Source organism: Bacillus paramycoides, from assembly GCF_001884235.1.
GTDB lineage: Bacteria > Bacillota > Bacilli > Bacillales > Bacillaceae_G > Bacillus_A > Bacillus_A paramycoides.
In genome coordinates, this window is record NZ_MAOI01000138.1 from 1 (window position 1) to 15,725 (window position 15,725).

At 32.7% G+C, this 15,725-nt stretch carries 13 protein-coding genes and 2 pseudogenes; 8 read left to right on the plus strand and 7 right to left on the minus strand.

The features are described from left to right. From BAU28_RS28325 to BAU28_RS28340, 5 genes and pseudogenes are all read right to left on the minus strand, one after another. A partial coding sequence (locus BAU28_RS28325; RefSeq protein WP_244158222.1) for an NAD(P)-binding domain-containing protein occupies window positions 1-738 on the minus strand: 738 nt, incomplete at its 3' end. 322 nt (window positions 739-1,060) lie between these two features. Next, window positions 1,061-1,219, minus strand: coding sequence for a hypothetical protein (locus BAU28_RS30635; protein WP_165615202.1), 159 nt, complete (start codon window positions 1,217-1,219; stop codon window positions 1,061-1,063). A gap of 324 nt (window positions 1,220-1,543) precedes the next feature. Then, window positions 1,544-2,474, minus strand: a pseudogene (locus tag BAU28_RS28330) (tyrosine-type recombinase/integrase). A gap of 401 nt (window positions 2,475-2,875) precedes the next feature. Beyond that, entirely contained in the window at window positions 2,876-3,412 is a 537-nt protein-coding gene (locus BAU28_RS28335; protein WP_071721294.1) for a DinB family protein, read from the minus strand. A gap of 1,339 nt (window positions 3,413-4,751) precedes the next feature. Then, entirely contained in the window at window positions 4,752-6,461 is a 1,710-nt protein-coding gene (locus tag BAU28_RS28340) for a hypothetical protein (protein ID WP_071721295.1), read from the minus strand. Window positions 6,462-7,818: 1,357 nt separating this feature from the next. On the opposite strand from BAU28_RS28340, the gene BAU28_RS28345 reads away from it, so the two are divergent. Next, window positions 7,819-9,516, plus strand: coding sequence for a helix-turn-helix domain-containing protein (locus tag BAU28_RS28345; RefSeq protein WP_071721297.1), 1,698 nt, complete (start codon window positions 7,819-7,821; stop codon window positions 9,514-9,516). Window positions 9,517-9,680: 164 nt separating this feature from the next. Here BAU28_RS28345 and BAU28_RS28350 read toward each other — a convergent pair whose 3' ends face one another. Further along, window positions 9,681-10,148 carry an RsfA family transcriptional regulator gene (locus tag BAU28_RS28350; RefSeq protein ID WP_048374280.1) on the minus strand — a complete coding sequence of 156 codons (468 nt, stop codon included), beginning with the start codon at window positions 10,146-10,148 and terminating at the stop codon, window positions 9,681-9,683. 242 nt (window positions 10,149-10,390) lie between these two features. On the opposite strand from BAU28_RS28350, the gene BAU28_RS28355 reads away from it, so the two are divergent. The 5 genes and pseudogenes from BAU28_RS28355 to BAU28_RS28385 all read left to right on the plus strand — a co-directional run bounded on the left by BAU28_RS28355 (window position 10,391) and on the right by BAU28_RS28385 (window position 13,278). Continuing rightward, complete coding sequence (locus BAU28_RS28355) at window positions 10,391-10,879, plus strand: DUF4825 domain-containing protein (RefSeq protein ID WP_048374288.1); 489 nt, start codon at window positions 10,391-10,393, stop codon at window positions 10,877-10,879. A 155-nt stretch (window positions 10,880-11,034) separates the two neighbouring features. Then, complete coding sequence (gene mntA, locus BAU28_RS28360; RefSeq protein ID WP_071721299.1) at window positions 11,035-11,442, plus strand: type VII toxin-antitoxin system MntA family adenylyltransferase antitoxin; 408 nt, start codon at window positions 11,035-11,037, stop codon at window positions 11,440-11,442. Beyond that, window positions 11,432-11,845, plus strand: coding sequence for a type VII toxin-antitoxin system HepT family RNase toxin (gene hepT, locus BAU28_RS28365; protein WP_046960289.1), 414 nt, complete (start codon window positions 11,432-11,434; stop codon window positions 11,843-11,845). Before mntA ends, hepT begins: the two co-directional genes overlap by 11 nt. A gap of 186 nt (window positions 11,846-12,031) precedes the next feature. Next, window positions 12,032-12,313, plus strand: a pseudogene (locus BAU28_RS31215) (methyl-accepting chemotaxis protein); the annotation flags it as partial. 749 nt (window positions 12,314-13,062) lie between these two features. Beyond that, window positions 13,063-13,278, plus strand: coding sequence for an alpha/beta-type small acid-soluble spore protein (locus BAU28_RS28385; RefSeq protein WP_001167050.1), 216 nt, complete (start codon window positions 13,063-13,065; stop codon window positions 13,276-13,278). A 345-nt stretch (window positions 13,279-13,623) separates the two neighbouring features. On the opposite strand, the gene BAU28_RS28390 is transcribed toward BAU28_RS28385, so the two are convergent. Then, window positions 13,624-13,974: a hypothetical protein gene (locus BAU28_RS28390; RefSeq protein WP_071721301.1), complete on the minus strand. Its 351-nt coding sequence runs from the start codon at window positions 13,972-13,974 to the stop codon at window positions 13,624-13,626. A 724-nt stretch (window positions 13,975-14,698) separates the two neighbouring features. Between BAU28_RS28390 and BAU28_RS28395 the strand changes: the two genes are divergently transcribed. Together BAU28_RS28395 and BAU28_RS28400 are read left to right on the plus strand one after the other, a co-directional pair. After that, window positions 14,699-14,992 (plus strand): ArsR/SmtB family transcription factor, encoded by a 294-nt coding sequence (locus BAU28_RS28395; protein ID WP_002175022.1) that lies wholly within the window; start codon window positions 14,699-14,701, stop codon window positions 14,990-14,992. A 629-nt stretch (window positions 14,993-15,621) separates the two neighbouring features. Further along, on the plus strand, window positions 15,622-15,725 hold a 104-nt coding region (locus BAU28_RS28400), incomplete at its 3' end, for a helix-turn-helix domain-containing protein (RefSeq protein WP_165615203.1).

Here is a 15,725-nt window from a genome sequence, read left to right on the forward strand (position 1 = left end):
GCCAGTTTCTTCATCTTTCTTCGTGAAGATGTCTGCTGTAATCTCAATTAGATAGCTGTTCAGTTCGCCCTTATTCCATTCAGCAAATATTTCATGAAACTCTTCTGCAGTCAAATCAAGTGTTTGTTTCAAGAAGAAATACGCTTCACAAATTAATTGCATATCTCCATACTCAATACCGTTGTGAACCATCTTTACATAGTGGCCTGCCCCATTAGGTCCGATATAAGAACAGCAAGGCTCGTCATTCACTTTTGCAGAGATATTTTCAAGCATATTCTTCACTTTTTCGTATGCATCCTTCTGTCCGCCCGGCATAATAGACGGTCCCTTCAATGCACCCTCTTCTCCGCCTGACACACCTGCACCGATGAAATTGATTCCTTCTTCGGCAAGACGTTTGTTTCGGCGCATTGTATCGACAAAGTATGTATTACCGCCATCAATTAAAATATCACCTTTATCAAGATGAGGAAGCAGAGAATCAATCGCCTTATCTGTAATTTCTCCTGCATTAACCATTAATAAAATCTTTCTAGGTGATTCAAGTGAGCTAACAAACTCTTCAACCATATGAGTACCAACTAAGTTTTTACCACGGTTTTCCTCAATGATTTCATTTACTTTTTCCTTCGAAATATCATATAGGGCAACAGAATACCCTTTGCTCTCAAAGTTAAGTGCGAGGCTTTTTCCCATAACGCCCACACCAACTACTCCAATTTGTTGCTTTGGCATATTTCATCGTTCCTTTCTATGCATGTTACTCTGTCTATATTATAGTATATATACCTAAAGTAACACTTTAATCAAATAATCCATCTTATTTATTTCAATATGCTCCGCCAAGATGCGTGCAAAAGGACATAGGGACACGGCACATCGCCATCAAGCTAAGGTTTTAAAGTACCCCAAAACGTAACTTTTATCTCTATACAGTTATTTATGTGAATTCAGCAGGTTATCTAATACAGTTATTATCTAAACCATCAAATCAAAATGAGCGTTGTAAAGTGTTTAATTTACAAGTAGAAAAATAAAAAACCACTTAGAGTGGTTTTTAATCGCGCATTGCTCCTGCCTCTCGGGAGGTCATTGCTCCTTGTCCTTGGCTAACATCTTTTTGAATTTCTTGTTTTACTTTTTGTGCATCAGTTCCCGCAAATTTTTGATTCATATTAGAACCCAAATTTTCTTTACCTTGCTGATTCTGTAGCATAAAAGTCCTCCTTTATTTATTGATTTAACAATCATATTATTTACAAAAACACTCGGTATATCCCGAGGATTCGATTGAAATTCACTTAAAGTAAAGGGACTTTCGTTTGAAAAATAAACATATATTCGTTGTTCAACTAACGCATAGGTTAGTTGAACATGACAAATGCTTTAAAAAATAGCCTGTATCAATGATTACTTGGTAATCTAAGATACAGGCTTTATATTTCAATAACTAATTGTCTTTATATATATTTAATTTAATATCTTTACTGTTAATATTCATGTGTCTTTAATCTGTTGTATTGTTTTGAACGTGCTTGAGTTAAACTTGTTGTAAATATTGGAAATATCTTTTTAGGGATATCTTAGTTTTGAATCCCATTCTACTTACCAATTCATCTTCATTTATTCCTTGCTTAATAAGACGGAGAATAAATGTGTTCCTCATCTGCTGGGCAGAAATACGCCTATTTAACTCCGCTCGTTTCACTTCAAGTCGTATCATCTTTTGTATAGAAACTACGGGCAAAGCCTTTGGCGCATCCTTTTCATATACCCATCGATATGTTCCACGATTAAAGTCAAATGCTATAAACAAAGGATTATCTGTATACTGTCTAGGTCTTACAGGTTCCGGAATAGTTTTATAGTATTTGTAGAGCTGCTTCATATCATCCTCTGATAATGATATAGATCTATTTATGCCGTTTTCTCCAGGAACAACTAAGGTATTTCTAGCAAACTGTATATGGCTCATATTAAGCGATACAAGCTCTTGCAAGGATAACCCATAGTTTACTACTAAATTTATTATACAAGCGTTTCTATCCATAATTAGAGGGCGATATTTAGCTTGTCTTTCTGTTAATCCCTTTGTTAAGAGTATAATTTGTTTTAAAAGTTTTTCTTCCGCTTCGGTAATAAAATCATTATCACTTAGTGATTGATCAGGAATTAAGGAGAGGCGGATATCATCTAATGGACTATCTATCCCTAAAAACATGTGCAATTTCTTTAAAACCACCCATATTCTGTGCCTTGTTTTCTAACTCAGAAAAATACCCCTGATAATCTTCTTGAGATAGTTCACTCCACGATTTGATATGAAAAAGTATCTCATTTACTTCTACCCATTTATAAAAATCCTTAATATCGTATGAATAACGTTGTATCGTAGAATGCTTTCGACCTTTTTCAGTTAAGTAATTAGAAAAGGCTTCTAATGTTTCTTCTAGGCTAATTGTCTCGTTCATTATAATCACCTAATTTCTTTGGGTATATTATAACAGAAAGTAGGCTGAAGACCCGCTAGTCGCAAAAGCGAACCATTTAAGTCCCTATTATTATCTTCTTTATTTGTTTGAAACACTTCCCAATATCGATTTTAAAATTAAAAATCACCTCATTTTAACATGAAAAAGTGGCATTTTTGTTATTTCTAATATCCGCTAATGCTTATTGCGTGATTTGGTTCCATTGCTACACAACCCCCAATACCCAACCTTAGCTTGATGGGCATGTATGGTGACCCCTATTTGCATCAACGAGAAGGAATAGACCTTGAAAAAACCATTTATAGTTCCACTGATACGCAGAAAAAAAGAGAATGATTCGGAATTTTTTTTACGAATCATTCTCTTTTTATTTTCATATTTTAACATGCTGGATATGCATTAGAACCCAAATAACGTTCTTTTATAATTTGGCGATGATGAAGCTCATGACCAACAATAATGTTTGCTAATGCACGAACCGTGACTTCAGAATTGTTCGCAATTCCCCTTTGTAACCAAGCTTCTTTATCTAAACTTTTAAGCAAATGAACAGTAGACTGACGAACAGCAGTTAAATTCTCAAGAAGATCTTGCATAGATTGCTTATCAAAAGCTGCCCTAAGAACATACATATCATCGTTATATCCAGGAAGTTCTGCTGTCTCGCCTCTTGCTATAGAAAGCAATCGATATGTCATAATACGTTCAGTATCCGCAATATGACCGATTACTTCTTTTATACTCCATTTATTAGGAGCATATCGAAAATGTCCCTCACTATCAGAAATATCCTTCAATAAAAGATTCGTTTCCTTCATTTCTTGCTTTAGAATATGTATGATATCTCCATCTGGTATTAAGTTTATGTACGTTGAATAATACGGGTTATATTCATTTGCTTCTGGTCTCTTTTGCATGCTTATCATCCTTTTTATTTTATCGTTATATACACCTTATCATAAATTATTGTCATATTAATCCGAAAATTTAAATTCTAAAACGAAAAGGGATAGTAAGTAAAAAGTGGAGGCTATTCTTTTGTAGATCAATACTAAATGCATAGCCTCTTTTTATGTATGTAATGAGAATCTACCGCCCTTTGCTACGCACGGTTGCTGGCATATCAAAAACACAAACGGACAAACAATCCTTTGCATTTTTGATATGTTGATTATTATTTACAAAGCCAAATGAATAAGGCTATCATAATACTCAAAAAAAACTACAAAAACTAATCCCCAAAAATCCCTTTGAAAAATCTAATCTTGTTATACATATCCATTTCTATATAAGTTGTATCTTTTAGTACAGCCATGTTTAATCCTCCCAATATTAATTGTTTACTAAAATGAAAAAAGAACAAGCCTCGCCCTGGTAGGGATACGTAGGTTTGTCCTTTTGTATGTGGGTAATGATACATTTAATTACCATTATTATAACTGAATTAATAAATGTTCTCACTTAGGCCCGGCATCTTATTAACAAGCATACTAGTAATATTAAAATCTATTATAAATATATATCTTATATATTAAAAAGAAATAAAGATAAAACTTTTATAGGTTATCAAAAATAGGGAAAAGACCTACTCTCACAAGGGAAAATTAGATATGAGAACGTAAAAAATCATAAATAGTAGAAAATGTATCCGTAGATTTAAGGATTATTAGACTTTCAATTCTACAAAAAAGCAGAAAGAAAAGTATATGTTTCTACATGATATCGGAAAGAAATTGATACAAATCACATTATATTTATTCAACCATGTAAATAGGGTTTATTTTCTTTATTTTGGTAAATGGAGCAGTATTTAGCGTTCAATTATCCACAATTTGTTCAGATAATACAGCTATTTGTTAATATTACTCAGTATTTACACATAACTCACATTATTACTGATGATTTTTATTAGATGAATTCAATGACACTAGTATTCTCAAGGGGATTGGGAAAATATTATTCACATTTGATTATATTTGTCCTCATATCCACTATTTTTATAAATATCCTTTTGATTTTTTGTAGATATAAAATCGGATGTTTTACTACATGTGAAGAATATTCAATGTGTAGTGTGGAGATTCTTCTATAGGTAGAAGAGGATTTGTATAGAAGTGTATAAAAAAAGACTCCATTTTACATGAAGTCCATCTGATTTGGTATTTATAAATAGAGTAGTAGAAAAGGGGGGTTAATGAAACAAACACGAATAGCCCTCCACTTTCGATTTTTTCAAAAATAGAGAGCTTACTGCTATTATTTTATTTCCATTGCGGTTAGCACCTGATCTGGATCTGTTATTGTTACACCAGCACGTACTAAACGTTCGAAGGTACGCATAAACTCTAGTAAATTAAACTGTTTTGGTAGCTCAATAACACGAAGTTTTTCTTGTGGCAGCTTATCAATTGCCTCGATAAACCATTCACGTACATCACTTGGAATCGTGCGTTCTTTATGGCCACGAACTTTTAATTTTTCACGCATTTCAATTTCTAAAGCGATATATGCATGGAGATTCACTCCCTGATCATATGCATATTTTCTAAATAACGTTTCTTCCTGGTATTTTAGATAATTACGGTGATAAGACTCTTCCGTCACTGGTACCGCAAACTTCTGCTTCAGTAGTGCATGCACATTTTTAAACATCTTCTTAATGTTGTGAAGAGAGTACATGGAATAATGTAGACCGAAATTAAAGACAGCTTGTTCACGGTCACTATTTCTCTCTTTTGGTATATGCTGTGCAATAAGAGGGTAGATGCCTTCTTTCGCCGCTGTATCAAGAATTTGATATTGAGATGTTTGATGCAATAATTTTTTCAATGTATATACAATTTTCGTTGGATATCCTTCTTTTCGATCAACCATGTCGCGAAGTCCACGAATTACACTGCGAATTTGACGATGACAAGTATGCTTTAAAACATGAATGAATTTATTCATGTCAGAAGACAGTTCACCGATATTCATTTCTTGTAGGACGGATTCAATGAATTTCGCTTTACGAGCATATGTAGCTTTTGGTGTAAATGGATCCCTATGTTGTTCTTCTCCAGATTCTTTCGTACATAAGAAGTCCGAATGGATAGATAGATATAATGTTGTATATCGTTTGGTATGCTTTACACCTTTTTGCATTTTACAAATTTTAAATAGGGGATTTCCCGTACATGGTAATGCAGTTGTTAATTCTTCGATAACCACATGAATCTGGTGCGGATATTTTTTATGTAAGAAACGATACATTCCACCAAAGTGAGTTTTGTTTCCTCTTTCATCCTGCTTGTCCAAAGAACGCTTTAAAGTTGTTTCTGTATGTTGTTGCATTGCGATGTCTAAGAATAGTTTCTTAGCTGCTACAGATAACTTAAAGAAAGCCTTTGTAAATACAACAGGACTAATATATACGTAAGGATTTGCCTTTTCTGTTTCCTCATTCATAAAATGAGTGAGTTTAATTGTATAACGGCCATCAACTCCATTTTCAATGGAGATAATGTTATGTAAGTTTAATTTTTTCAAAGCAATATAGAATTGGGAGTGCTGGATATAAGCAAATTCTTCTTTATATTGCTTGTAATCTTCCCACATCATATGTATTGTTACATTTGGAATGACACCATTTGTAAAGCATTTTTTATGTAGATATAAGAATACTTCAAGATCTGCATTCGTAATTCCATATAATTTATGTTTTCTTCCTGTTTTCTCTGTAAGTGCAGACTTTTCTCGACGTGAAAAAGATGGTTTAGCTTGTTCTACAAAGCCTTCTACATCCGCAATACGTTCTTCGTATGTCATGTGCTGCAGAATATCTTCTAAATATGTATCTTTATAGCTGTAGTATTTCTCCTCAAATGTTTCCACAAATTTTTGCCAAGATTTTAGTGTTACTAAAACTGCGTTTGTTGTCTTTCCATTTAAACTACGCTGATTTTGAATAATAAATGATTTCCCCATCTTTTTCACCTCCGTTCTGCAAAATTCGAAATGTATGCCAAAATACTATAAAATATACCAATTTTGATTATAGCAAAACGAAAAATGATGAAAGGTGCTCCTTTAAGAAGAAAAATAGCAACTTGCAACAGCTTATAAAGCTAGGTGTATCAAGGGATATGAGAATTTTATTAATTTTTTTTGTGTTAAGGATACCGCAAACGTGTTGCAAGTTGGATTATATGTATAAAAATAAGTGGAAAAACATCTCATCCCTTGATATATAAGGGGTGAGATTGAAAATGACAAAAAAGTTAGGGTAAGGATACCGCAAACGTGTTGCAAGTTAAGAAGTACAATTAAAAATTATGAAATATGCCAATTATCGCTGATATGATAGGCTTAATTAGTTTTTTATGAATTACAATAGGGTGAGGATACCGCAAACAGTGTTGCATCTTACGCGAAAAATAAGGGTGAGGATACCGCAAACGTGTTGCAAGTTGAGTTATATGTACATGAATAAGTAAAAAGCATTTAATTCCTTGATATATAAGGGATTAGATTTAAAATGGCAAAAAAGTTAGGGTAAGGATACCGCAAACATGTTGCATTTTATTTGAATAACTTGCTGTACGTATAAAAAAATCACTTAAAAATTATAAAATAGAACAATTTTTTGTGTATTGTATTGGGTTGAGAAAAAATTATACTGTTGCAAGTTGGACGAAATAGGGTAAGGATACCGCAAACATGTTGCAAGTTGTAGAGTTAAGGAAAGAAAAGCGCAAAAGGAATGCAAGTAAAGAGGGATAGGTAAAAGAAATAGCAAACGTGTTGCAAGTTGTAGAGTTAAGGAAAGAAAAGCGCAAAAGGAATGCAAGTAAAGAGGGATAGGTAAAAGAAATAGCAAACATGTTGCAAGTTGTAGAGTTAAGGAAAGAAAAGCGCAAAAGGAATGCAAGTAAAGAGGGATAGGTAAAAGAAATAGCAAACATGTTGCAAGTTGTAGAGTTAAGGAAAGAAAAGCGCAAAAGGAACGCGAGTAAAGAGGAATAGGGAAAAGAAGGAGCAAACATGTTGCAAGTTGTAGAGTTAAGGAGAAGAAAGCGCAAAAGGAATGCAAGTAAAGGGAAATAGGTAAAAGAAAGAACAAACATGTTGCAAGTTATAGAATTAAGGAGAGGAAAGCGCAAAAGGAATGCAAAGTAAAGGAGAATGGGAAAAGAAAGAGCAAACGTGTTGCAAGTATTGAATTAAAAAGAAGAAACCGCAAAACTTTTGATTATCTGTTACAATAGATTAAATATAATTGTAGAACAGATTTTTATTAACAAAACTAATTTGTTGGGATCCATGGTTTAGGGAGGAGTATGAAGTGGATAATTTATTACAAATGTTCCGAGATGCCTTGTTGATCTCTGAGCCAATTTATAAATCAAATGAGCCTTTATGGACAAAATGGAATGCATACTTTAATGATGTTGAAAAAAATAATAATAAAGTATTAACTTCATCTTATGCTTCTCCATCATTTACTGCATTAGTATCGTGGTTAGAGAAAAAGCAAGAGTCGGGGATTACATTAGTACAAATTTATGCAAAAATTGATTCTTATAAGGACGAAATATTTAAGGAAATTGAAGAGTATATAAAAATAGAATTTCAAGATGTAATGCCTTCAAAATCCATAATTTTAGAAAATGATCAAAATATAGATAAGACACCTATAGTTAACCATGAGGATTATTACGAAGTAAATAACTCTGCTGTTTATTATAAACTAAGAGATGGAATTGCAAAGAATCAATTTGAAGAAGATGAAAATAGAAAAGTTTTACAATATCCCATTGAAACGAAGTCTTCTAATGGCGTTGCGCAACTTTCTTCACACAAAGATGAAGATTTAAGACTTACAAACACTGAAGAAGCTGCTCGATGGAATACCCTTGTTGATGATGTAATGAGTAATATGGATGATTTAACGGCAGATTGTTTAGATGCAATTACAATACAGTGGATAAACGAAGCAAAATCTCCAGATGAGTTCATTGATTTTTCTTATGAGCAAGTTTTAGAGATGTGCAACATTCCAAAGACAATCGTCAAAAGTAAAGAATATTATCGAGCTGAAGATAAAATTAAAATAGCAAAGAGAATTGCTGCTTTAGCGAGTATATTTATCTATTTAAATGATGATAACGAGGTAGTAGTATTAAATGATCGAGATGATGAAGGAGAAAGATTAGAATTAAAGCGTGAGGTTATTAAAAGGTTATTTGTATTAGATTCGGTTGTATTGTGGAGACATAGTGTTACAAATGAATATATGGGTATTGAATCTTGTCGTATTAAGCCCGGCAGCTTTTTAACTAATTACTTATATGGATCAAATAATACAACGGCTTTATTGTCTAAAAAAGCACTTGAATACAATAGTTATAGACATAAATATCATAAAAGGTTAATTCGATATTTAACGTGGCAATGGAGAATTAGACAAATGTATTCATCATTGAAAAAGCCTTATTCTATAGGAGGGGACAAGGGATTACTATCAGTAATAGACATTCCAAAAGATTGGAAGCCGAATCGTATTAGGGAACAGTTAGAAAATGTTCTAATGGATTTAGAAAATGAGAAAGTAATCTCTCATTGGGAGTATAGTGAACCGCTTGATGAACAACAAATTGGGAGACGTAACTGGTTTAAAAATTATTACGCTAACTTAGGAATAACTATTTTACCACCTGAGGAAATGCTACTATCAATGGATAGGGTAATCGGAAAAAAGAGTATAGAGGAACCACAAGAACAATTACCTGAAGTAACAGTTGTTGAAGAAGTAAGGAAGACTGTAGAATCAGTCGAACAAATAGAGAAGAAGATCCGTGACCAAATACTGAAAGTGCATAATGAAAAAAAAGTAAGCATTCGTGAAATAGCAGATGAAATTAGTATTTCACCATCTACGTTGTCTAGATTTTGTAATTATAAAACAAAACGTCTGTCTAAAAAAGCATTAGAAAAGTTGACAAAATGGTGTGAAAGACAAGAAATATTAGAGAAGATGTAACGTAGACTAAAGACTTCTTTTAAAATAAGTCAAATTAAAAATACACATACATTATGTATGTGTATTTTATTTATTATCAATTATAAGAGGCTGAAATACCTTTATAAGTAGTAATTTTGGCGGGCTAAGGTCCTGGAATTAAAAAATTGATATGGTTATTCTGTTTAATCGACTACAATTAAATTTCTTGTCTTATCGATATGGTTAAGTAACATATGATACTCTTCTTCATACATAGTTAAACGTTGTAGAAGGGATTGATTCTCTGCTTCTAAATATTCAATTTGATTTTGTAAATTTGTTAATTCATTCATTTCTTTATAATTTTGTAGAAAGAGAATAATGTCGTCTAATGTCATAGACAAAGAGTTTATTTCTTTTTCTGGTTGGGAGGAGGAAATGTTGTTTCCCACTTTTTGATTTTGTTTTGCTTGTTGTATTTCTTCTTCGTATTGTTTTCGCACGTATGAATTCCAACGAAATCCGCAAGCTGCGGGTGTCCTAGCTAATTGCTTTGCTACTTCTTTGAATGCAGCTAACTGTGTTCCACCGTTACGAATATTCTGAAGTACTATTGATGCGAGAAATAAATCGTCATCGTTAGTCCAGGAATCTTGTCTTGAAATTACCATTTTTTCAACCTCCCTTATATGTTTTATATTACATATATGCAAGTACTGAAAAGGATAGAAGTTAAAGAACTTCTATTAACATCATTTGTATTTGAAATGGCAGATACTTATGATAGCTTACGTCTCTCTAAATTCTCTGTAAATTGCTTGCTTTGAAAATCCCAAAACAAGGAATTATTAGAAGGGATTTTATTGAATATGATAAAATTAGATGAAAATATCAGATGAAAGGTGAGGAAACAGTGAAGAGGATTACCATTTATTTCATTTCATTGTTATCGCTAATGATATTATTGAGTGGATGTAGTCTAAATGCTGATTCAAAAACAGATTTGTTTCGATATAAGAATTCCTATGTGGGTGACGCTAGTGCAGTTGGAAATATCTCAAGACAATTGGCTCATGGAAAAGAGTTGAATGAATATTCACTTGAGACTACGAAGGAACCGTATGGAATTACTTTAGAATACAAAAATATAGATGTAAAAAAAGTAGATAAAGAAATGAAGGAAACTGTTATATCAAACGCTACATTTCTTTTTGCTTTAATTAAAAATGTAGATTGGATTACATTCAAATTTCCAGACCAAGAATTCACTGTAACAAAAGAGAAATTACAAGATTGGTACAAAAATAAATTGGATGGGTTTGAAAATGAACAAGACTTAAAGAAACTGATACAGGAACACTTGAAGTCTGAGGACTCAGTTAATCAGTTTTTTCACCAGTAAAAGCAAGAGTGCCCTAATCCAGAGCACTCTTATTTTTAGGGTATTATCAACAACTATCTTTAACAGAGCCATTTTTAAGTATTTGTTGTAGCTTAAAGGATTTGATAATGGTTATGATATAATAAAATTCAAGTATAATAAGGGGGATTAATTAAATGATTTTTCAAAGCATGATTACAGCTATTATAGAAAAATTACAAGAGACGGTGAATCCCTATTGGATAATTGTGTTTGGATCAACAGCGGAAAACAGAGCAAGGGAAGATAGTGATATAGATATAGCCTATTTAAGTGCCATAACTTTAGGGAATTATGAACGTTTTTTATTAGCACAGGAGTTAGCAAACATCGTTAATAGAGATGTTGATTTAGTTGATTTATCCGAAGCTTCTACAGTTTTTCAAGCCCAGATTATACATACAGGAAAGACAATATTTTGTTCTGATGAAGAACGGAAGATTATTTTTGAAATGAAAACTTTTAAAATGTATTCAAAATTGAATGAGGAACGCCAGATAGTATTCGATGATATAAAGAAAAGAGGTTCTATATATGAAGAATGAGGTTATTTTAAATAAAATTTCCACAATAGAGCGTTGTATAAAAAGAATCCAAGATGTGTATGGAAATGACCCTGGAAATTTAGAGGATTATACAAAGCAAGATTCAATAATATTGAACATACAAAGAGCTTGTGAAGCGAGTATTGATTTAGCAATGCATATTGTTGCTGGGAAAAAGTTAGGACTACCTCAATCTAGTCGAGAGGCTTTTGATTTATTGGTTACAGCAGGCTTACTTAGCGCAGAGCTAGCAAATAAGTTAAAGGCGATGGTTGGATTTCGTAATATTGCTGTTCATGATTATCAAAGTGTAAATTTGGATATTGTTCGTCAAATTATTGAAAAACATTTAACCGATTTTAAACTATTTACGAAAGAAGTTATGGGGATATTAGAATTTTAGGCAAAAGAACAGAATAATGAAGTTGAGAAAGAAAGTAATTATGAGACTTCTGAACCAGCCATTGAAACGATCACTTATTGTCGTAAGAAGAAACGTGGTCATATGGATGAGTCTGTCCAAAACCTTCCGATTGAAATGGTTGAATATCGTTAGCCTAATGAGGAGCAGGTTTGTTTGTGTTGTGGTGGTGCTTTCTTCGAAAAAATTTCAAAATCTGCACAATCTGTTACAAATCAGATTAAAGCGACTTCAAGTAATTCAAGTGATATTTTGCAAAATAGTCAAACTATCGTTCGAGTTGTAAATGAATTATCACACATTGCAAATACATACGCGAACAGTAGTAGTAATGTTGAGGGAAGTATGAAAGGGCAGGAAATGTATGTATAAGATATTGCAGAACTAGCAACTTCTTTAAGTTGGCTTTCACAAGAGTTGCAAGAGTTAATTGGAGAGTTTAAAAGTTAATAGAATAAATTAGGTGTAGGATTAATCCAATTAAAAAAACTTTTTTGATATTGGATAGAAGAAACAGTATATGTATCAAAGAAGGCACAACTATATATAAAGGGGCTCATTCTAATCAGAATGAGCTTTTTGTTAATTAGAATTTATATTACGTAAATTATGGTATTACTTTAATAAATGTAAAAAGTGAGTCGTTTGGGCTGCAATTTTAATTGAGGTAATTGTCTCTTTAATAATGTAACAGTGTGTGTGAACTACTCGCCACTTAGCAAAACTTGAAGTGGGAGCTTCTCAGTTCCACGACGAAAGCAACCTTTCGTCTCCCTGAGCGTTACTTCGGGGTGTTCCCACCCTAGATGTCCAACGCTTGGACGCCCTTTTGGTACGGTTGATATTTTACGCAGGAACCGAATGGCTTGGTTTTCGCACTCTATTTTCTTCCTGCAACCTCATATATCAAGTTATCAAAGAACTTCATATAGCTAGTTTATCCAAAGAGTTTGGCTATGCCAAACCGAAATTCATCTCCCACCTACCGTTGGGCTAGCGCCCTTCATACGCTTGAGGAGGGAGAATTCTTTCGGTAAATTCGCTAAAGTGTCACTTGATTACCTATAAAAACTCATTGTATTTGATGTATGGTCGATAGAAGCATAGATAAATGAGTTATACAACTAAAAGAATATTTTTTGCATATTTTATTGGAAATAGAGCATGATATTACCAAAATCAATGGAGGTGTGTAAGAAATGCAAATTCGCGAAAATAATAATTCAAATGAAATTTTGGTAGCAGCTGCAGCAAGTGCTATTGAGCAAATGAAGTATGAAATTGCTCAGGAGTTTGGTGTTACACTTGGACCGGATTCAACAGCACGAGCAAATGGTTCAGTAGGTGGGGAAATTACAAAACGCTTAGTGCGTATGGCGCAAGAACAGTTATCAGGGCAATATAAAATTCACTAAGAGAAAATATGTGTTTGAACCAAAAGATAGGGAAGGAGTGTGAAAGTATTATTCACACTCCTGTTTTATCGTGTATAGGTAAAGTGTTTAAATCAACTAAATGGCTAACGTTGCTCATTTAATGACAGTTAGCTTTTTAGATGTACTCCAACAGTAGAGTAGTTGATTCATTTAATGTTTTCAATGGAGATAAATTAGCATTCATAAGCTAAATTTCATGGGAAAATAGAAAAACCACCCTTAATGAGTGGTTTCTAATAATTATTTTTGGATTATACATTTAAAATTAGGCGATAAGATAAGTGGGCAAAGCTAAATCAATAAAAGATACTTTATACATTTCTATTATTTTGGTTCTGGATAATGATTGTAGTACGAGATTCTAATAAATTCTTGGTAGACATTTGTTAATTTAGCATCTCTAAGAGCATCGTTGAATCTTTGCATACGTACACTACCTTGAGCGTAGCCTCCACCAGGAGTATAAGGATTTCTAGCTTCAAAGTCATCCATAAATACTTTTAATTTTTTATAGTCTTGAGATTGATAGAAAGCAGCGGCTTCTTCAGGAGTAACATCAAAGTAAGAAGATGTTGAGTTATAAGAAGCTGCTTGAGCAGTAGGTGTCTCTAGCATAGTTGCAGCTCCACCAAACATAGTAAGTGCCATAGAAGACACAATGATTTTTTTAAACATAATAAAACCTCCACATAGAATATTTGGATTAATAGCAATCCTGTAATCATTATAGTTACAATGAAAACAGTTATCAAATGCAATGTTGCATAATTTATGATGTGAACGAGAAGTCCCTCAATCTCTAAATGAAGGAATGTAACAGGGAATTAGTAGGTTAAAAGTGGTATACATACTATTTGGGTTAACAAGAAAACCAAATAGAAAGGCTATTTTTAGTTGGAGAAATTTAAAAGACTCTGTCATTAAAGACAGAGCCTTTCAAAAAGGAATGACAGTTGATAACTGAAGGTACCATTATATTACTATTATTGGGATTTGAATTCCATTCGTTTTGTGTTGAGAAATATAAATTCTATTTTGTAGAAGGTGAGATGAAGAGATGCTTCTTATAGATTTTGCAATACGAGAAAGCAAAAGTAGAATTTTAATTCGTCTTTAAACAAAGGACAGAAGAATTACTTTTGCTTAGCAAAGCATGTTAAGTGTCATTCAAAGTCATATAATAGACTATAAAATAATCCTTTCAAAATCAAATATAGTCTGGCTAAAAATTAGAGGGCATCAATTCATTGAAGCAGTAAAAAAACTGTTTTCAGGATAGGTGTCCTTTTGGTTTTAAAAAGAGTATATATTTTCTCAACAGGACAAATGGTAATCATCTATAAGTACTACTTATAAGGATAATAGGAAAATAGAAATTAATAATAAAGGAGAATGCGAAATGATAACATTAGTATCTGATAGAGATCTAGCTGAAATCCGCGAAGAGGATGTAGATGTATTAAAGGTAATGGCACATCCGGTTCGATTACAAATTGTAAATGAATTAATGCACCATAAAATGTGTAATGTTACACAGTTAACGGAAATATTAAGACTCCCGCAGTCCACTGTTTCACAGCATTTATCAAAATTGAGAGGAATCGTACTCCGTGCAGAAAGAAGAGGATTAGAGATGCATTATTATATTAATAATGCTAAAGCTCGTCAGATTGTAGGAATTTTAGGCTTGTAAGTAAATAATATGCAAAAAAGTTCCCTGTTATAAAGCAGGGAACTTTTGTATGTTTATCAAAGTGCGCACCATTACAAAGAAACATGAAATTTAGATAGGATGTCGATCTAGAATTAGAATATTTTTATATAGAGCGAATGGGGGAAGGGATGAGCGGCAGCTGCATTACATCGTGAAAGCAATCTATAGTTAAAATGACACACATGTAAAATTGCATACAATCTATCCTTGATACCTAAATAAAAATGTAACTATAATGATTACATTTTTATTTAGGTATCCAAATTATTTATTCACATAGGATATCAATGGTAGTGATAGAAAATGTATATGAAAAAGATAATTTTAGCTATTTCACTTGATTTTGTTCTACCGTATGAAATAGTTCAAATTGTCCAGTAGTATTATGAAATTTTGGGTAATAGAGATACAATCGTTAATTCTTATTAAAAGGATTTATAGCGCAGGAATTATTTTAACGAACTTCAGCCAGAATTCTCCTTCCTCTAAGCGCAGCGTAGGTGGGAGATGAATGGCCCGACCTAACAAAAGTACTTCTGAGTGGTAAAGCATCGTAAACTTTGTTTATAATAGAGTTATCAGAACAAATATTCGGAGGTGACGACATAATGAAATTGAACTACAGGTTTGAAATCTATCCTACAGAAGAACAACAACATACATTAGAGAGATGGATTTCCATTTGTCGTCAGCAATATAACTCCGCTTTGCT

Excerpts from the sequence above, each read along its gene's own strand:
- BAU28_RS30635 (WP_165615202.1), bottom strand. The coding sequence starts at position 1,219 with ATGCTACAGAATCAGCAAGGTAAAGAAAATTTGGGTTCTAATATGAAT.
- BAU28_RS28335 (WP_071721294.1), bottom strand. The coding sequence starts at position 3,412 with ATGCAAAAGAGACCAGAAGCAAATGAATATAACCCGTATTATTCAACG.
- BAU28_RS28340 (WP_071721295.1), bottom strand. The coding sequence starts at position 6,461 with ATGGGGAAATCATTTATTATTCAAAATCAGCGTAGTTTAAATGGAAAG.
- BAU28_RS28350 (WP_048374280.1), bottom strand. The coding sequence starts at position 10,148 with ATGGTAATTTCAAGACAAGATTCCTGGACTAACGATGACGATTTATTT.
- mntA (WP_071721299.1), top strand. The coding sequence starts at position 11,035 with ATGATTTTTCAAAGCATGATTACAGCTATTATAGAAAAATTACAAGAG.
- hepT (WP_046960289.1), top strand. The coding sequence starts at position 11,432 with ATGAAGAATGAGGTTATTTTAAATAAAATTTCCACAATAGAGCGTTGT.
- BAU28_RS28385 (WP_001167050.1), top strand. The coding sequence starts at position 13,063 with ATGCAAATTCGCGAAAATAATAATTCAAATGAAATTTTGGTAGCAGCT.
- BAU28_RS28390 (WP_071721301.1), bottom strand. The coding sequence starts at position 13,974 with ATGTTTAAAAAAATCATTGTGTCTTCTATGGCACTTACTATGTTTGGT.
- BAU28_RS28395 (WP_002175022.1), top strand. The coding sequence starts at position 14,699 with ATGATAACATTAGTATCTGATAGAGATCTAGCTGAAATCCGCGAAGAG.